Consider the following 20,619-nt stretch of genomic DNA (forward strand, 5'->3'; position numbering starts at 1 on the left):
TTAAAAACGGGTAGCTAACTAAAAGTATAAGTCCTTGTATCTGATGAATGTTATGTTTTGCTTATTCGTTTAAACCGCGAAGCGCTATTTTAAAAACAAAAAAGCCGCCAAAGGCGGCTTTTTTCGAATAAAAAATTTGATTAGAAATTCATTCGAGCATTTAAACGGAATGTACGACCCGTTTGATATTGATAAACGGTACGCGAATCTGTTGCATCTCCACTAATTGGGCTTCCCTCATCTAACACATTGCCATTCACATTTAAGAATCGGCTTGTATAGTATTGGCGAATGCCTTCATCAGTTAAATTCACTGCTTGGAATGAAAAGGTAACAAAATCATTTAGTTTATAACTTGCTGAGAAATCGAGGGTTTGACGTCCTTCTTCCCATAAAGAGCCTGACTCCCAAGAACGTTTAGCTAATTGTTCACTATTACCTCGGTATGATAACCTAAGTTGATGACCATTCTTTTCCCAAAATGCGGTGACATTATAACTGTGCTCTGGTGTGTAGGCGACTTGTAAAGCAGGTAATTTCACTGAATCATCAATCGATGACACCTCTTGGTCATATTCACTATCTTGGTATGTATAGTTTGTTTGAACACCTAAACCAGATAACCAACCAGGCAACATGTCAAAGGTTTGAATATATTGTAATTCAACGCCTTTAATCGTCGCACCTTTACCATTTTTAATTCGTGTGGTTTTAAATTGCGCACACATTTGTTCTAAATCACCTGAGTACATCCAGTCTTCACGGAATTCATCACTGCCTTGAAAGCGTTTAGGCATACATTGTTCAAGACTGTCTTGTCCTGCAACTAACACGAGATCATCAGGATTATATGACTCACCTTCAGTTAAACCAACATCACGTAAATCATCCATGTAGGTAACAACGGTTTCTGATTCTTCAAAGTTAGTCATATCTTTGTAGAATAATCCTGCTGAAAGCATACTGGTTTCATTGAAATACCATTCATATGATAAATCTAAGTTGACTGACTCAAGTGGATCAAGCTTTGGTGAGGTTAATGTGATTGTATTATTACGGTTGTAACCACCCCATTGTGTTTCACTCACTTTAAAACCAGGACGTAATGAGTCTATTTGTGGTCTAGACATGGTTTTAGATGCTGCAAAACGTAAAATCGTATCGTCTAAAAGCATGTAATTTAGATTTAAACTCGGTAAAAACACGTCATAGTCATGTGTACCAGTAACATCAAAAGTTCGACGACTTCGATCTTCTGTAGCAACTAATTGACCATTCTCATCAAACTGACGATCCCCATATACATAGAATTTTTCAGTAGAGACATCACTGTGACGCCATAACCACCAATCAGTCTCGTTAGGATTGCCACGCACGGTATTTGGGTCGAAACATGGGCCTTGATCAGCAATTAAAATATCATCGGTTAGATCATTTGTTCCAACTGTATCATAACCTTGTCCATCAACTCGTCCCCAACGCGCTTCAGCATTCCAGTCTGTACCATAAAATGGAATACCACCACATTCAGGTAAACTTGAATCCCGTAGTTCAGCAAGTTTAAACGGATCCATTAAACGGCCAACGTTTCCTGGGTCAAAAGCAAATTGCACCCCTGATGATCCTGCTGTTGATACTTCTGTTTTTACATAACGCACACCAAGATCACCTGACAATCGGCCTTCAAATAAGTCAAAGTTTGCTTTTAAATAAGTAGCAAAATTTTCAAGTTCAGCTGAGCGGGTATTAGAATCATCGGGCGAAAAGCCAACAGATGGAGAACCCAAGGCGACATCGAATGCTTTAAAGGCAGAGAACGTGGCCCAACCATCTGTAAATGCATCACGGCCATAGCCATTGCTTGACATAAAATCGTCAACAGGAAAATCGGTGTCTGTTGCAAATAAATCACCACTAAGGGATATCAAGCCATCATTGAGCACAGCAGGATTACCGGTATAAGGGTTGTTAACCACAATACCTTCTCCAACGCTGTTGAATGCATTTTGTTGATCATCAACATATTTTTCGCGTTCAGTGTATTTAGCGCCAAATTCAACGCTGGTGATAGGCCCAGCATCTAACACCCAATCAAAATCTACAAATGCTGATTTTTGAACATCTTCCACAGCAACAACGGATCGATTTAAAAAGGTTAAATGCTGCGCATCTAATTCATCAGGATTAAAGCCTGTGGTGCTATAGTTATCCCAAACATTTAACGGGTCGCCAAATTCGTTATTCGCACCGTAATCAATTAAGCCCTGACCACCTACTAGCGTACAAGGTCCGTTAGTACAGTCATAACCAACAGGTTCAATATCTGTTGCTGGTACATTCTTAATCAACCAGCGATTGATGTTGCCGTAGTTTTGCATGGCAATATACACTAGATTGTCTGGGATACGCTCAGACTTTGAGTAACCTAAACCCGCTTCCATAATGAAGTTATCTGAAATGTCATGGCGAACGTCAAATGAGATTAAAGTGTTTTCTTCTTCATATTTGTTTTCAGACTGAATTAAACCACCGTCGCCAAATCGATTTAGATACTTTGTGAACGTATTGGTTTTGGTATCAATCGTATGCCAATTTTCTTGTGGATCACTCCAAGCAGATGGGCCACCACCTAATCCTGGATCGACACCCTCGATCATATTACCTTGCTGGCCACTTCTTACTTGTACACCATGCATCGAGCTTTCGAAATCTTGTTTAGTATAATTGGTGTTGAGGTTAAATTCAGTTGCACTGGTTGGTGCCCATTGCAGACCTAAATTAAAATTAAGGCGTTCAACATCATTATGACTTAATTCGTATCGGCTGTTCTTGTTGGTGATGCCCCACACATCTTGTACTTGGTTGCCTTGTGTGTCTGTTGCAAGGTGTGAAAATTCTGAAACCCATTGATCAGCGGCATATTGATCACGACGATATGAATTTGTTTCGGATACTGCGGTAAATATAAGACCAAACGTGTCATCTAAGAATTTTTCTGAAATCGTCCCAGATAAACGATAATTTTCATCTTCCAGTAAATCGTTATAACGGCCTTCAACAGTCAAATTGCGGATTTCATAATTTAAATCTAAGGGCTTATTGGTTATTAAATTAATGTTTGCACCTAAAGCGCCTTCTTCATGATCTGCACTCGGTGTTTTTACTACCTCGATTTTCGATAAAATATCTGATGAATACTGCGATAAATCGACACTTTGGCTAAAGTCTGTTGAACCTAACTGAACACCATTTAAGCTAATATTATTTTGTTGTGAATTTGCACCACGAACAGTAATTCTCGACCCTTCACCATCAACTGATTGAACAGTCACACCGGTAACACGAGATAATGCATCAGCAATATTTTGATCCGTTGATTTACCAATATCTTCAGCATTGATTGAATCTGTTAAATTTTCCGCAAAGCGTTTATCGTTGATGGATTTTTTTAAACTCCCTTTTAATCCTTTTACTTGGATAACTTCCATTTCTTCTGTGGAGTCATTATTCCCTTCTTCTGCAGATACCTGTAATGACATCGCAGTTAGCAAGGCCAGATACACTGAGCTGTATTTATAAGTTTTGTTTTTAAATGGCATGTCTACTCCCCCAAGAGCGTTTATGTTTCTGCCTCATTGAGCTGCAAAAGTTAAAATAATGTTGCAACTCTGTTTGTAGACATTACTGATCAATAAAATAACTGTCAACATAATTTTGTTAACAATCTTCAATTAATCATATTCCTAAACAATGCCATTTATAATTAAGGTTTATTTTATATCAAACGTTGTTTTTACAATATATTAACGTGTATTTCGTAAGAAATAAATTACTGACACTAATCTATTAGTTGCTGATTTTATTGACAATATGCATCTAATAATCATTAGCGGTATAGTTAGAATTTTGAAATCAAGCGCAACAGCATTATCTACTGTATTGAGTTAATATCTAGATAAATACGCCACAAAAATGCAGTATTTGTTATTGAATGTTTGTTCAAATTGCGGAAAATAAAAGAGTGCTTTTATGAGTTGATAGGCGTGAAATGTTAATTTTTTGATAAAGTATGCCGGTAAATCTTAGTGTTTGACTTTAGCCGGCATATATCATTTTATGAATTGTCGCTTGAAAATGGTTTAAGACCATTTGTGCAAAAAAGGCCAACCTGGAAATTGCTTACCTTTGTTTGGATCGGTATTCCATTCCCAACATTCAAATTCAAATTGTTGGGCTTTGTGGTCAACCTTCACAATACCATAGCCTTCGCTCTTCAATGATCGGTCTGCCAAAAAGTTACTCCATGAATTTTTGGTTTGTTGCTTAAAGTCATCATAAGTTACTTTCGGGTTGGCAACGGCCAATACGCGCATTTTATTACCAAATATGTCGGTAAAGTTGCCAGTATTAGGATCATTATTGAACGGGTTATCAAGTTTGCCTAAACCTTCAAACCAACGCTGCCAGAATGCAGCTGCTGCAGGGCCAGCGAAAAATAGCGGTCCATCATCAAAGGTATCAAGCCCTTGTTTGGCCATCATTGGTAAATGTTGGTCGCCACAGATCACCACGGCACCGGCGTCTTTAATCAGCTTAACTGCACGGGTTCTACCATCAGGTGGATAGCCGTTTGAGTCATAATCTAATAGCGGCTCTAAGTTGCTTTTAGTTTGAGGTGAACCCCAAATTGAGGAGGCAATACACACTTTAGGTAAGCCTTTGTCCATATCGGCCCATGCACGCAAAAACTGCTCTTGACGATGACCTAACAACTCTCCCTGAGTATGTAATGGATTGATATTAGTATTACGCCTTGATTTAAACTTCCTATCTTCAACCAGCGCAAAACTCACGCCACCATAAACAAAGGCACCATAAGTTACTGGAATATCATGATCTATTGGCGTAGGATCATACGCATCCGGATTATGACCATGCTGCATACGGTAAACCATTTTAACCAGCGCTTTGGTTTCCATATAGCCGCCGTCTTCTTCAGTGCGTTTGTCTCCTTCTAGTACCACAGGATCCCTACCGCCAACTCCCCACAAATTGCCTTGTAATACATCATGGTCATCGGCTAGCAATATCGACGGTCTATTACGAATTGAATCTCTAAATGTCCAATACCATAAATACCAGCGATACAACATATCTAAATGAGAATCAGGTCTGCCCCGCCATACTTGCGTAGGCGTTGCTTCATAATATTGATCACCACAAAACACATACATATCGGGTTCATGACTATCACAATTACCGACTAACTCAGTATGCGGAAATAAAATGTTTTCAGGACCAAAACGACCCAATAGCTTTTCTTGTTTCAAGCGCGTTTTGTAGTGTTCAATATCTAATGACAAGTTGGTTGGAACTAAACAAGAATATAATGCAATCGACAACGTTTTAGACTGACCAGGATCTTTTAATATTTGACCTTGGTAAAGTACTTCTGCGATACCGTTATCATGACTAACAACCCGGTAATCATATTGTTGTGTATTATCCCACCCCTCTACTCTAAATTGAATGACATAACCGGGTTCAATTTGCGAAGTAGTAGATTGCCATTCGGTGTTTGATGATTGACGATATTCAAGTGAAACCTTGCGATATTCATTCTCAGCAACAGGCATAAATTGTGCACTTAGCTTTAATACCGACTTATTCAAGCTATGCATACAGCCAATAACTGGCCCTAATCCTCTATCATCAAATTGAGACAGTTTGTCACCACCGGACTGAATATCTTCAAACGCCCATCTTGCGCCGCTTTGTTTAGATGGCATTGATGACAACAACATCACGCCGCCAAGTAATTCAGAACTAGGTACACCAGTACGAACAATAAAACCTAATTCTTTGTTAGTTTTACTGTCTATGGCGATCAAACGTACATCAAAGTTATTATTTGATACTGGGTCAATATGGCAATCTAAAATGATTTCACGGTCATGAAGTTGGCCGATGTTCACTGTATTAGTTCTAACCACTTTTTCGAAAGCCAGCGGCTTATTGGTGTCAGAAAAACCTCTAAAACTTAGTTCACCTTTGTCATTAATGACAGCCATAAAGCCGCCATTTTTACCCGATGCACGTTGAATTAACGCACTAGCACGGTAATCAAGTTGGTCTGCGCCTGCTGCTAATAAAAAACCACAAAAACCGGCTTTAGTCGGCGTTAAGTTACTGACTTTAGCTTTGATGCGTGCCGGCTTTGGTGTGTTGTTGAGTTGGCGAGTTAAAATAGACACTGTGCGCATTTCAAAACCACGTTCACCGCGAATACATTCAATTTTACCCGCATTCAAGCGCCAATCTTGCAAACGATTACCCCAAAACGCTTTCCCAAGCCAAGGGCGTTGAACATTGCTTGGCAATAATTCAACGGGGGTGGTTTTCGTTAATGAGCGTCTACTAGCTGCAGCTCTTGCTGCTTGTGTCGGAAACAGCATGCTTCCTGTAGCTAACGCCGACAGCTTTATAAAACTTCGCCTATCCATAAGCGCCTCATTTTTTAATTAGTCACTGACATGACTTAGATAGTTATACTTTCAACAATTAGACCTAGTAATTAAACGGTGTTTAGTTACTGTTTTGAAATGTACCTGCATCAAGGATTTGTCGTTTTATGCTAAAGCGACAAATATAATTCCAATTCCAGCTTGCATCATACTTATGACATAAGCCCCAATCTAAACCTGGTTTAGCTATTTCAGAGCCGCCACGATGCAAGCCAATAGCTTCAGGTGCGCCTTTAATATGGGCTTTAATTTCAAAATTTTGGCCATCTTCAGCGAACTGTATGGTATTTTTTTCTGGTCCGTCTGTTGTTAATAATGACGCTATGCCACCTTCAAAATTCCAAACAACCACTTCGTGTCCACTATTTGAAATTGGGTTTAACTCAGATTTGATATACGGTCCTTGAATATTGTCTGCAACTGCCACACCATGCTTAATTTCACGTCCGCCAAAATTCATTTCTTCACCCATAGTTTCACCTTTGTAATAAAGGTAGAACTTGTTATCGAAAAACAGTAAACACGGATCATGTACTTTATGGCTGTCAAAACTCCCTTTGCTGGTAACATGAAAGCGATTATCTTCATCTCCTCGCCATTGCCCATCTTTACTTGGACTTAAGATAGGAGAAGCTGATTTATGCCAAGGGCCATAAGGGCTATCTGAACTAGCCAATGCAATTTCTTCATATTGTCTGTTGGTGTAAGGTGTCGTCACTGTTTGATAGACAAGGTAATAACGACCTTGGTGAGCTAATACTTCAGGTGTAAAAATAGCGCGATCATCATATTGGCCATTTTGGCCCCGCTCAATGGCTACACCTTGCTCTTTCCATGTTTCACCATCTGTCGACGTTGCATGCCAGACTTCCGTTAAATCCCAAGGAAACACTTTGTCGTCTACGTTTTCAGAACCAAAGCCGACCGTTTCCCCGATACCTTTGGTATACCAGCAATGTAATACCCCATCGACACTAATCACAGATGAAGGATCCCGTCTAATTACACCTTCTTCATAGGCAAAATCACCTTTCAAAGGGGTTACATCAAACTCAACTAACCAATCAGACGTTGTTTGGTCATATCCTCTTTCGATTGCTCGTTTACTAGCAAGGCTCAACGGTTTATTAGGGTTCATTCGGGTTCCTAAAATATATTTTGTTTTTCTAGTTAATGCGGCTATTAATTTTTAAAGTCGTAATCACTAATCACGTTTATGCACAATTATTGTTGATTTTAGAAGTCATCATTTGTTGATAAACATCACCAGGGAGTAAAGCGCCTTTGTGCTGCACAACTTCACGAGCAACAAAACAAGCGTCTGCAAGTGCGAGAGAAATACTGTTGCCAGCTAACCTACTGGAGAGATACGTACCAGCAAATGAGTCACCTGCAGCTGTTGAATCAACTTGTTGAGGAGCTGGATTAAATGCTTGATGGTCTATTAACGAATTAGAGTCATATATATAAGTACCATCAAGGCCACTCTTTACTACAATCTCAGATACCGCTAAGGATTGGCAATACAAAGCGACTTCGCTAGCGGTGTTATGGTTATAAATAATCTGATGTTCTTCTACACCAGGTAAGGCAATATCGCAGTGCTGGTAAGCTAAATCAAACCACGTTTTTGCATGTTCAACAGACTGCCACATTGCGGTGCGGTAATTAGGATCAAAGGCGATTAATGCACCCTGTTGGCGAAATTTCTGTATGAGATTAAGCAGTAAATGTTTATCTTCATCAGTGAGAATCCCTAACGAAATACCACTAAAAAACACGAGATCAACTTTACCAATACGGTTTAATAATTTATCCGTCGTTAGTACTTTCATCATCTGAGTGGCTGCAGACTGATTACGCCAATAGCTGAAACTGCGTTCACCTTGATTATCAGTAGAGATGGCATAAATACCAATTGTTGCTTGCTCAATGCTTAACGCCGATTGACTGTTAATACCGTTTTTTCCCCACGCCGCTCTCATTGCTTTACTAGGTTGATCATGACCAATTGCACTAAAGAATTGACAGTCAATTTTTGGCTCATATTGTTTGGCGTAGACCAAAGCATTGTATGTGTCACCAGCAAAAGCACGGTGTAACAATGACGTAGAATGTTCAGATAGTTCCATCATGCACTCGCCAATGGCTAACATAGACTTCATGTTTATGCCTCTCTTTTAGCGAGTGGGATACTATTGTCTTTGTTATCTGTGTGTTTGCCTGAGAGCAAAATTTCTATTTCTTCAATACTTTTGTTTTTCGTCTCTGGCATGATTTTGAACAACAAAATAAATCCAATTGCACCACAAATAGCATAAAACAAGAATATTTCATCAGCACCAAACACACTTAATTGCCAAGGGAAAAACTGCTGCACTAAATAACTTACGAAGCTTGTGATGAACGCAAAAACAGGAATCGCAACACCACGAATATGTGTTGGGAATATTTCAGAAAATAACACCCACATTATTGGGCCAATTGAAAAATGAAAAGCTGCAATGAAGCCAATGATACCCGCGATAATTAAGTTAGCATTGATAGTTGCAGCACTTTGCAGCAGCACACTTTCATATTGCTTAGCATCCGACTCACCTAGCACACTAATCAAGGCTGTCTTAAATTCAACGTCACTTTGAAAAACAACGTTTAACATAGATGTTAAAGGCTCAATGTTTACTTGTTCTGCTAGAGACACTAATGATTGTTCTGTTAATGAATAAGTAGCCTGACTAAAGCCCCAGTAACAAGCAAATAAACTTATGGTGGCTGTAGCGAGCCCCCAAATAACTAAAGGTCTTCGACCAAGCTTATCGATTAATAAAATAGCGACCACAGTAAAGATAATACTAACGAGTCCGACTACAACAGCTTGAAAAAAAGCAGCATCAGTGCCTATTCCGAGCTGTTCAAATACTGTGGGTGCGTAAAACATAATCGCATTGATCCCAGTGATTTGTTGCACAATACCTATGGTTAATCCAAGCATCACCACGCCCCGGACTTTACTATCAAAAAGACTTTTAAAGAGTACCCAAAAAGATTCTTTTTCATTATGACTTTTAAGGCTTTGTTTGATCTGGGCGACTTCATCTTCGCACTGAGTCGTATTGTTAAATTGATTAATAATTAGTTTAGCTTTGTCTTCTTTTCGCTTCATGATTAGCCAGCGTGGGCTTTGCGGGATGTTAAGTAGTAATAAAAACCACACTATAGCGGGTAAAATTTCGATACCTAACATCCAACGCCATGTATGAGTATCGATATGCAATGATGAAACCCAAGGGTACGCGCTTTCTGATATTTCTAATATGGCAAAGTTTGCAAAGTAAGCTATGGATAAACCCACTACGATGTTGATTTGAATTATAGAGACTAACTTACCGCGTAAATGTGATGGTGCGATTTCACCAATATACATTGCAGCTACGGATAAAGAGGTAAATGCGAGCCCGCCAATAAACCTAGCGACAACCAATGATTCAAAGCTGGTGGCCATGACTGATAGCACCGCTGAAATAATGTAGATAAATGAGATAATAACTAAGGTTTTTTTACGTCCAATCTTGTCGCATATAAACCCTGTGATCATCAAAGCAAATATGACTCCGAAGCCAGGTGCACTGACAACAGTTCCAATTTGAAGATCCGTTAAATCAAATTCTGTAGTGACAAAACGCACTGTGCCAGATATCAACGCTGCATCTAAGCCAAAAATAAAACCGCCCAATGCCACAACCAGCGCACAATATAAAACACTGTGACTTTTAATAATCATATTAACATCCACTATCTATTTAATTATCTACTTATATTTGTGCTGAGCAATGTAACCCAAATTTTTGGTATGATTTAACAGCACACTTATTGGCTCTTCAGACTTTAACTTCATCCCGCAACCAACAATGCAATTAACATTACATTAGCACTAACAATAAATAGATAGCAACTATTGTTAACAATTTACCAAAATCAATTTAATTATTCTGCTAAAACAAAGTAAACAAATTACCCCATAACCTTAAAAGGTTATATTTTATAATTACTTATAAATCTACAGAGCGTTAATCCATAACAGTTCAGCTTAATTCAACATTCAAAACCATCAGATTTTTACCTTGTTTCAGTATTAACGTATTGCTAATAAAAAATTAACAATGTAGATTGTTAACAATAAGTTTTAACTGTTTAGCTAAGTCAAAATACTTTGGGAAAAAGATGAATATAAAACTAGATACTCGAAATGCGCTTAGGTATAGCTTCATAGCGACAACAATTTTGTCCACTATCGCTTGTCAACATGACACACAAAATATAGGCCAAAACGCGACACCAGCCGAAAGCGTGCCATTGGTAGTTAACAGCAAACAAGCGATGGATTTGATTAACTTCAATAGCCAAAGTAACAACATAATTAAACCTGTTGCCGCTCAGACGAGTATCTCTGATGGCAAATTACATGTCGCTTTTAACTCAAAAGATAATAATTATAGCGGTGTCAGTTTTGTTCCAGAAAAAGCTTGGGACTGGAGTGATTTGAATGACTTTAACTTAGCTTTTGATATCGTTAATACCAGTAATCATAGTGTGCAGTTGTATCTTGATATCAGTGATATTGATGGGTTTACTTATACACGAACGGTAAATGTCCCTGTTGGAGATAACATTCAAACCTATTACGCAAAAATGGCTGGCCATGACTTAGGTGTGATGGATAGCGATCATAAAGTAGAACTCAACTTCTCCTCAGGTTTACGTTCGAATCCTGATACTTGGCAAAGTAATGAACATCAATTTACCTCTATGTGGGGGAAGAAGAATCTCAATACGGCTGGCATCGCCAAAATTAGTTTAAGTGTTCAAAGCAATCTGCATGACAAATCTATCGATATTAGTCGAGTGCAAATTAGGCAAAATCCAAAATTTGATCCCCTCTTTCTAACTGATATCGTTGATCAATACGGACAAAACAAAAAACAGGACTTTATTGGGAAAGTTCATAATGATCTAGAGTTAGAACAACAACGTGTCGATGAGGCTAAAACATTTACCGGTAAAGTCGCAGAAGATAGAAGTCGTTATGGTGGATGGTTATCAGGTCCTAAGTTAACGGCGACAGGCTTTTTTAGAACAGAAAAAGTGAACGGTAAATGGTCATTAGTTGACCCTGATGGATATCTATATTTAGCCACAGGCATTGATATTATCCGTTTATCTAATTCCTCAACATTAACCGGATATGACTTTAAGCAAGCGTATATTGTCCAACCACCTAAAGATAACGTCACACCAGAGGATTCTCAAAAGTTAAACCGCGTGTCTGATGAGGCAATAGCGAGTCGATTTATCGCATCTAACACACGCACAAACATGTTCAGTTGGTTGCCCGACTACGATGCACCTTTAGGTAAACATTTTGGTTATCGTCGCAGCGCACATTCTGGTCCATTAAAGCATGGAGAAACGTTCAGTTTTTATTCGGCAAACTTAGAACGTAAATACGGTCAACAAGCTAAAGGCTATATGCAGGCATGGGAAGATACCACAGTAAATCGAATGCTAGATTGGGGTTTTACGTCCTTAGGGAATTGGACCGACCCTAGGTTTTACGATAGCAACAAAATCCCCTATTTTGCTAATGGTTGGATCATTGGAAATTATAAAACGGTTTCTAGCGGTGATGATTTTTGGGCGCCAATGCCAGATGTATTTGACCCTGAATTTGAAAAACGTGCCTATGCTACCGCTAAGGTCATATACGATGAAGTAAAAGGCAATCCATGGTGCGTAGGTATTTTCGTTGATAATGAAAAAAGCTTTGGCCGTTCGGATAGTACAGAAAGCCGCTATGGCATTGTCGTCAATACGTTAACTAAAAACGGTGCTGAAGTACCAACCAAAGCCGAATTTACTCGTCTGATGCAACAAAAATATGTGGATATAAATAAGCTAAATCAGGCGTGGAACAAATCGATTACTGATTGGGCAGAATTTGATAGCGGTATTGATTCGAGTATAAACAACGCTGAACAAATCAATGATTATGGATTATTGCTAACAGCCTATGCTGACAAATATTTCAGCACTGTTAATAAAGCAGTAAAGCATTACATGCCAAATCATCTGTATTTAGGATCTCGTTTTCCAGATTGGGGAATGCCACGAGAAGTCGTTAATGCATCAGCTAAGCATGTAGATGTTATAAGCTTTAATTCTTATAAAGAAGGCTTAACCAAAAAGTCTTGGGCATTCTTACAAGAAATTGATATGCCGAGCATAATTGGTGAATTCCATATTGGTGCTAAAGATTCAGGTTTATATCATCCTGGGCTTATTCTCGCATCAGACCAACAAGACAGAGCTGTTATGTACAAAGACTACATGAAGTCTGTCATTGATAATCCCTATTTTGTCGGTGCTCATTGGTTCCAATATATTGACTCACCTATTACCGGACGTGCCTATGATGGCGAAAACTACAATGTGGGTTTCGTTTCGGTAACTGATACGCCTTATCCCTATATGGTGGAAGCTGCAAAAGCAATCAACAAAACAATGTATCAACAACGTTTTAAGGAAAAATAAACAGATTCAATTTATAGAAGTATTTCTCTCCCCAGTGAGTACTTCATTTTGCTCCAACCTAGTAAGGTTGTTTGTCATCTGAACAGGTCTTCAGATTGCCCATTTTACCGTTAGTTAGCCATGTAATTTGTTAACAATATAATGGTAAATGGGCATTTTTTTGCATTTTTAAAAGTAGGATATAAATCTTGCACTTTAAATTCAGATACTTATAAAAAATTAAAGTGTATATTTTTAACAATATGACATTTGACAATTGTAATAAAATAGCTCAATGTCTAGAATGTTAAATAATATGAATAAATTGGATATATCATGGCTGCAGCTAAACCTACCAAAATCTTATCGGTAAAAGACCAAATTGCTGATCAATTACGTTCAGATATTATCTCGGGAGATTTGGCCCCGAATACCAAATTAAATGAACAAGAACTTGCTAAAAGATTTGGGCTTTCTCGTGGGCCAATCCGTGATGTTATCCTTCAGTTAACCAAAGAAGGCTTGTTAATTTCTAAGAACAATTGCGGCGCTTCAGTTAACAGTATATTAGAACCTAAGCTGCAAAAATTAATGATAAATCTTCGTCAAAATATAGAGGTTTATGCGATTGAAAATCTCAAGCAAAACCCATTAACAGATGATGATGTTGTTCAATTAGAGTCGATTCTAGATGAACTACAAGCGGCGTTTGATAGAGAAGATTTCACAGAAGTCACTAAGGTTGATATTTCCTTCCATAATTACCTAATTTATAAAGCCGGTGGCGAAGATTTGGTGAATATTTGGTATCCATATGTAATGCGTATGCGTTTAAATTATAAACGTATTACATCAAGTTCTGAGTGTGTTGAAGAGCACAGAGGAATATTACAGGCCTTACGTGAAGGTGACATTAGTCGAGCATCTAAAGCGATAAAAGCTAATATTAAATAAATCAGCAAGTTTCTCTTATCTATTATCAAGGGCAGTTTTCACTGCCCTTTTGCCTTTTTAAAATTGAATGTTTTTTTCGTGAAACGCTCAACCATTAAACTTAACAGCCAACAATTAACTAGAATCGATTAACTAACAAGGATTAATCCTTGTTCCCTAGGTAAATTCGAATCCCTTGAACAACAAACACTCCAACGTTGGCTTCAAGCTCATTAATTAACTCAATGGTTAATTCAAAATAGTCTTGATACTCGTCTTTTCGAACTTTTAGATCAGACGTTATTACTTTCAATTTTTTACTTAGATAAGTTATTAACAATACATCGAATCACATGAATAACTCTATCTTGATGCTTGTTTTTATATTGATTAGGGATTCTTTACAGTATTTACCCGTGAATTAAATTGCATTTAAAAACCAATTGGTTATCAATTGTTATTTTTAGCATTAAAATACAGTTGTTTACACTAGCAATTTAATTCAACGCCTCAAATAGCAAAAATTAACCTTAATAAATTTTGTTAACAATATTCATTAAACAATGTTAGGTTAGCGATATCTTAATTAAGGATAGATATGTTTGAAGGTGATCCGTAAATCGTCACCTTGTTGTCTACGAAGTTATTGTGTCCTGTTATGTTAAATAAATAAAAGTGAACATATATGACCTCGAATAATCTAGGCGATAAACAACGTCTCAACGCTATTATTATCATTGCTATGTTTATAACTTTGTTAGGTTGTGGTTCTTCAACTGCAGATAACAATGAAGTAAATGACCCCAAAATTGACAATGTTATTGTACCTGACAGCACTCCAGATCCATTTCATTTTACGCCAATAACAAATGCGCCATTAGCGAGCAAGAATGCCTCTGAGGTTATCCAAATTTCAGGAATAAATACCTCGGTAGATGTCAATGTCATTGGTGGCTTCATTTCAATCAATGATGAGGACTTTACTCAATCCACCCAAAGTGTATCAGATGGTGATTCAATTGCTGTTCAGTTGATTGCTGCCAGCACAGTCGGTACAACTCTCACAGCTCAAATCACTGTTGGTGACTTTACTACTGAATTTGCAGTAACTACGACGCCTAACATAATGGCTTCAGCGACAAAGCTCATGTTTAACTTAGATACAATCCATAGCATTAATAATGTTAGCCAGTTTCAACGTGAAAAATTTATTACTATCCATGCCTCTCATACAGAAAACGATTGGTACAACGTTGGGGTAAATGAATCAAGCGACCTAATTAGCGAATTTATTGAGGGTTATGACGTCTATTTTGGACGGGATACTGGCGGTATGCGCTATCAATTAAGTTTACTTAACGAATCGGCAGTTCAATCTGGTTATGCTAATGCAAATACGATGACTGATATTGGCGGTAATATTCGTTGGAGTTATAAAACGGCGTTAGATTCAAGGGCAAAAAGCCAAAGACAGCACGAGCACCGTAATCTAAATATGGTGATTGCGGCACAACAACACCCTTATTGGCCTGATGGAAAAGATACAGGTCAAGGCTGGGCATTTTCTCAACAAGATACACCTGATGAGCCTTTTGGCACGGCAACAGGTGATTACATGGGCCAATATATTGCTAAGTATTTTAATAAAAATGATGGCGTAGATATCTACGGTCAACCCAAGCCAAAATATGTAGAAGTTATGAATGAGCCGCTATTTGAATTAGTGGATATAGCAGAACAACCCAGTGATATTGCGCAGATATTTCAATTTCATATCAATATTGCCAAAGCCATAAAGTCAATAAAGATAGACAATGAACAAGTTAATAGTGACGTACTCGTAGGCGGATATACCGTTGCCTTTCCTGATTTTGATAAACAAGATTTTGCTCGCTGGGAGCAACGAGATAAAGCGTTTATAGATTTGGCAGGTGACGATATGGATTTTATATCGCTTCATCTTTATGACTTCCCTTCATTTCAAAATCGTGAAGAATTACGCTCTGGAAGTAACATTGAAGCGACGTTTGATATGCTTGAACATTACATGTACCTGACATTAGGAGAAGTAAAACCATTTTTAGTTTCAGAATATGGTGCTCAAGTACATGGGCTATTTAATCAACCATGGTTAGCTGAACGGGATTGGTATCATTTAAGAGCCATCAACAGCCAATTAATGTCATTTTTAGAACGTGCAGATAACATTGAAATGGCCATTCCCTTCATTCCAGTAAAAGCTGAATGGGGACGAGAAAGCGAAACTGTTCCCTATTACACACGTTTAATGCGACAAAAGAAGGAGATTGAAGGTCAAAGTGGCGATGAATATGTTTATACCGACATGGTTAAGTTTTATCAACTTTGGTCAGAAGTGAATGGCACTAGGGTCGACAGTTACTCAAACGACAGTGATTTCCAATTAGATGCTTATGTTGATGGCAATAATGCTTTTTTAATAATTAACAGTCTTGAAAAAACGCACAAAATGGTCGATGTGTCTGTACTAGGAATAGATAAAGATAAGATAAATAAAATTAGTATCAAACAGTTAACGCATAATAACAACCAAACATCACTAAACGAAACCGACTTAATAACACTTGATGAATTAGCCGAATATACGATTGAGAGTGAAAGCACGGTAATCATAAAACTCGAACTACTTGACGCCGTTGAGTTAGCTCACCAGCAAATTGAAACCAAATATTATGCTGAGACTTATAAGCGGTCGATTACGGCTAACAAGGCTGAAATATTTTCAATAAATAATGTTGTGATTGCTGAAACAGGTGAAGCCTTACTTCGCCTAGGACTTGGTCGTGAGCATGGTAAATCATTACAACCAACGGTAACCGTGAATGGCAACCCTATCAGTGTAAACCCCGATTACCGCGGGTATGATCAATACAATCAAGGTCAAGGAAGACTGCAATATTTTGGGGTTATTGAAATCCCAATCCCAAATACCTACCTAGATATAAACAATGATATCGACGTTAAGTTCGAAGATGACGGCGGGTTCATTACCTCAATTTCAATGCAATATTTTGCTCAATCAAAACCACTGAATCATTTTGAATAACTGATAAGACTATTTTTATTCGTTCAGTTTATTTCTGATTAATCATGCTCTTGCTTTTATAGCAAGCAGGAGCTGAACACATCTTGTCAGTTTGTAAGTGGTATTCAATCTGGCTGGATCTATTTTTGTTTAATCAAAAATAGCCATTAGTTAAACACTTTTTACAAGAAAGTGTTCTTCATAAGAAAGGGAAATTTATGAAACCTAGTATGAATGTTATCTATGCTACTACTTTGATGGCCACCAGTGCATTAACCAGTGTTTGTATTGCAGCTGATTGGGATAATATTCCATTACCTGCGGATCCTGGTAACGGTTTAGTTTGGCAACTAAATGAACAATATTCTGATTCATTTAATTATCAAGGTAAAAATGCCACTTTTAACAGTAAATGGAATGATACCTACTTTAATAATTGGGAAGGCCCTGGTTTAACTCGATGGAGTCAAAACGAATCATGGGTTTCTGATGGTAATTTAATTATTAGTGCCTCACGTAAAGCGCCAAACTTAGTTAATGCGGGTGTGATTACCTCTAAAACAAAAGTTAAGTATCCTATATTCCTTGAAGCTAACATCAAGGTTAGTAACTTAGAGTTATCTTCCAATTTCTGGCTCCTGAGTGAAAATGACGAACGGGAAATTGATATTCTAGAAGTATATGGTGGGTCTCGTGAAACCTGGTTTACTCAAAATATGTCAACCAACTTTCATGTCTTTTTACGCAATAGTGATAACAGCATACGAAGTGACTTTAACGACCAAACCCATAATACTCCCACTTGGGGAAACTATTGGCGTGAAGGGTTCCATCGCTTTGGCGCTTATTGGAAAAGCCCTACCGATGTAACTTTTTATATTGATGGACAAGAAACCCCTCAAGGCTCATGGGCTGAAGTCGTAATGAAGGATAAAGATTATACTGGTGCCATCATGGACAAAAACCAATATACGATGAATGAAGAGATGTTCATTATATTGGATACTGAAGATCATTCATGGCGCTCAGAAGCTGGCAACGTGGCAACGGATGCTGATCTTGCCGATCAAAGCAAAAACAAAATGTATGTTGATTGGATACGAGTTTATCAACCAGTTAGTAATGGCGGCTCTGGAGGCGATAATGGTGGCAATGATGGCAGTATAGAACCAAATACTCAGTACAACCTTGTCGCTAAGCACAGTAATAAGTGTATTGATGTTATCAATAGTCAAACCTATAACGGCTCTCAGTATCAGCAAGCTTCATGTACTAACACCAATGCTCAGAAATTCACTCTTAACCAATTAAGTAATGGCTTTTACACGATAAAATCAAACGTTAGCAATTTATGTTTAGATTTATCTGCCGGTAGCACAAGTAATGGCGCTAAAATTCAACAGTGGGTGTGTAATAGTAGTAATCAAAACCAAATGTGGAATTTAGCAGATAAAGGTGATGGATATTACGAGATAATCAGCAAAGTCAGTAATAAGTGTCTTGATATCGCCGGTAAATCCACCAATGATGGCGCTTCTCTGACTCAGTGGAGCTGCTATAACGGAACCAATCAACAATTTAAAGTAGAGTAATAGCAAAAGTGATTTAACCGACAGCACCCAATGCTAACAAGGTCGTGACTGCCATGCTAAAACATAGCAATCATAGGTTAGCGAAGTATGGGCGCTTTTAAATCATGAGTGTTAAGTGCCATTAATATAAAGTGTTTATTTAACGTTATTATGAGCTCGTGATTCTTGGTTTAAAAGTTGATTAAAGTGATCAACCAATACAAAACACAGCTCGATATACTGTACCGCTTCTAATTTACCAACCTGATAATCTTTTGCATGGGCAACTTTGTTACGTAGCTGACGTAATTCATTAAATAGTTTAGCTTTTTTAGTATCAACTAAATGCTGTGAAATCAGGGTTTCTTCAATTAATTTGTAGCGAGTACTAGATTCAAGATCCACGTTATCGAGCTTTGCTATTATCAGGTTTTCAGCTGCATCATCAACCTCTCGCCAAGCTTCTAGAATTGAGGAGCTAGGTAAGTTATCTACAGAGGCAATCAAAATTGCTTTTTTATTTTGTTTAAGCTCAGGAAAAGCCCCTTGTGCATGTTTTGATACAGCCTTTAATTCTTGGCCAAATTCAACTTCAAAGTCTTTAAACTTTAGTTTTCTAGCCAAAGGGATTAAACGAGCGATGGGTTTTTGTAACATCAAAACGCAAAATACAAACACTAAAGGCCAAGCGAGTTTATCCAATAACTCTATAATAAATTGCATACCATTCATTAAGATACATATCCTTTGTTATTAAGTTTGGCGCAGCAAGAGAATAGCCTAAAACGCTTTTAATCTTCAACTGTTAACTGTTTTCGCTCTTCAACACATTCAAAAGAACCCATTTCAAACTCTCTGCATATCCAAGGCCTATTTTCATAAATCGTGCACATCAATGTGCCTCGATCAACAGCTGCGCACCAACCATCATCCAGACGCTTCATTACTTGCCCTCCCCAACTATCTTCACTGATGTATTCATCGGGTACGCCGGTATCAGAAATTATCATTACTTCTAATCTACAGCAGCAAGCCTTGCAAGTGATGCACGTTGCGTTGGGATCAATCTCATTTAGGGTTTGGCTCGGAATTTCGTTGATGTCTATTTTCATGTGCTCACTTGATATTGATTAGCATCAACACCTGGATAAGAAGAACACCATAATAACTGATTGGGTAGATATTAGATAACGGAGAGTTTAATAAACCCATATTGACGCATTATGCTTGTTGGCTATACATTCCGAAGGAACTAATTTCAGAGGCCGTTAAATGACGCCATTGCTTTGGTTCAACATCCAATGATACGGCACCAATTTTTTCACGATGTAGTTGATTGACTCTGTTTCCTACAGCAAAAAACATTCGTTTAACTTGATGGTAGCGCCCTTCAGTAATCGTTAATAGCACGTGTAAGTCATCAATTTTAATTATCTTAGCGGGTCTTGTGCTAGTTGACTCCCCCTGTAATAACAGTCCTTGTTCTAATTTAGTTATCGCATCTTCAGTGATCGGTTTTGCTAATGTAACCCGATACACTTTGGGGCAATGCATATCTGGTCGAGTAATATTAAAGGACCAACGGCCATCGTCAGTAATTAATACCAAACCAGATGTGTCAGCATCCAAGCGACCCACAATGTGTAGCTCATCTTTATTTTCGATATCGATGTCATTAAATACAGATGGGTATTCACCATCAACATTTGAGCACAATGTATCAGGTGTTTTGTGCAGTAAAAGATACCTAAAAGGCCGTGGCGTTAACCGTTTATCAGTGTAAGTTATATGATTGTTTTCGTGTACTTGAATTGCACAGTCAGTAATGACTTGTTGATTAACCTCGACTAATCCCGACTCAATGACATTCACTACCTGTTGTTTATTCAATTGTGTACTACGAAGCACAAACTTATCTAACCGCATCGGACTTATATAGCCTTTTATTTTCGGGCGTTAA

12 protein-coding genes are annotated in these 20,619 nt (G+C 38.0%); 4 read left to right on the forward strand and 8 right to left on the reverse strand.

The annotated features are described in order from the left end of the window. Positions 1-140: 140 nt before the first annotated feature. From J8L86_RS03155 to J8L86_RS03175, 5 genes are all read right to left on the reverse strand, one after another. The gene (locus J8L86_RS03155) at positions 141-3,599 is read right to left on the reverse strand and encodes a TonB-dependent receptor (protein ID WP_211028662.1); all 3,459 of its coding nucleotides are present in this window, start codon (positions 3,597-3,599) and stop codon (positions 141-143) included. A gap of 540 nt (positions 3,600-4,139) precedes the next feature. Beyond that, positions 4,140-6,503: an alkaline phosphatase D family protein gene (locus J8L86_RS03160; protein WP_211028664.1), complete on the reverse strand. Its 2,364-nt coding sequence runs from the start codon at positions 6,501-6,503 to the stop codon at positions 4,140-4,142. An 82-nt stretch (positions 6,504-6,585) separates the two neighbouring features. Continuing rightward, positions 6,586-7,662 (reverse strand): family 43 glycosylhydrolase, encoded by a 1,077-nt coding sequence (locus tag J8L86_RS03165; protein WP_211028666.1) that lies wholly within the window; start codon positions 7,660-7,662, stop codon positions 6,586-6,588. A 76-nt stretch (positions 7,663-7,738) separates the two neighbouring features. Then, on the reverse strand, positions 7,739-8,689 hold the full coding sequence (locus J8L86_RS03170; RefSeq protein WP_211028669.1) for a sugar kinase: 951 nt from the start codon (positions 8,687-8,689) through the stop codon (positions 7,739-7,741). 2 nt (positions 8,690-8,691) lie between these two features. Continuing rightward, the gene (locus J8L86_RS03175; protein WP_065108071.1) at positions 8,692-10,305 is read right to left on the reverse strand and encodes a sugar porter family MFS transporter; all 1,614 of its coding nucleotides are present in this window, start codon (positions 10,303-10,305) and stop codon (positions 8,692-8,694) included. A 440-nt stretch (positions 10,306-10,745) separates the two neighbouring features. Between J8L86_RS03175 and J8L86_RS03180 the strand changes: the two genes are divergently transcribed. The 4 genes from J8L86_RS03180 to J8L86_RS03195 all read left to right on the forward strand — a co-directional run bounded on the left by J8L86_RS03180 (position 10,746) and on the right by J8L86_RS03195 (position 18,680). Further along, entirely contained in the window at positions 10,746-13,112 is a 2,367-nt protein-coding gene (locus tag J8L86_RS03180; protein ID WP_211028675.1) for a beta-galactosidase, read from the forward strand. A 315-nt stretch (positions 13,113-13,427) separates the two neighbouring features. Then, complete coding sequence (locus tag J8L86_RS03185) at positions 13,428-14,045, forward strand: GntR family transcriptional regulator (RefSeq protein WP_065108069.1); 618 nt, start codon at positions 13,428-13,430, stop codon at positions 14,043-14,045. A 664-nt stretch (positions 14,046-14,709) separates the two neighbouring features. Beyond that, positions 14,710-17,109, forward strand: a complete 2,400-nt coding sequence (locus J8L86_RS03190; RefSeq protein ID WP_211028676.1) for a hypothetical protein — start codon at positions 14,710-14,712, stop codon at positions 17,107-17,109. A gap of 197 nt (positions 17,110-17,306) precedes the next feature. Continuing rightward, a complete protein-coding gene (locus tag J8L86_RS03195) occupies positions 17,307-18,680 on the forward strand; it encodes an RICIN domain-containing protein (protein ID WP_247663174.1) in 1,374 nt (457 codons plus the stop codon). A 135-nt stretch (positions 18,681-18,815) separates the two neighbouring features. On the opposite strand, the gene J8L86_RS03200 is transcribed toward J8L86_RS03195, so the two are convergent. From J8L86_RS03200 to J8L86_RS03210, 3 genes are all read right to left on the reverse strand, one after another. Next, the gene (locus tag J8L86_RS03200; RefSeq protein ID WP_247663176.1) at positions 18,816-19,382 is read right to left on the reverse strand and encodes a HEPN domain-containing protein; all 567 of its coding nucleotides are present in this window, start codon (positions 19,380-19,382) and stop codon (positions 18,816-18,818) included. Between the two features lie 68 nt (positions 19,383-19,450). Continuing rightward, positions 19,451-19,771, reverse strand: coding sequence for a YkgJ family cysteine cluster protein (locus J8L86_RS03205; RefSeq protein ID WP_211028678.1), 321 nt, complete (start codon positions 19,769-19,771; stop codon positions 19,451-19,453). A 109-nt stretch (positions 19,772-19,880) separates the two neighbouring features. Beyond that, positions 19,881-20,585 (reverse strand): pseudouridine synthase, encoded by a 705-nt coding sequence (locus J8L86_RS03210; RefSeq protein ID WP_211028680.1) that lies wholly within the window; start codon positions 20,583-20,585, stop codon positions 19,881-19,883. Positions 20,586-20,619: the final 34 nt, after the last annotated feature.

This window comes from Shewanella sp. MMG014 (genome assembly GCF_018100775.1).
GTDB classification, from domain to species: domain Bacteria; phylum Pseudomonadota; class Gammaproteobacteria; order Enterobacterales; family Shewanellaceae; genus Shewanella; species Shewanella japonica.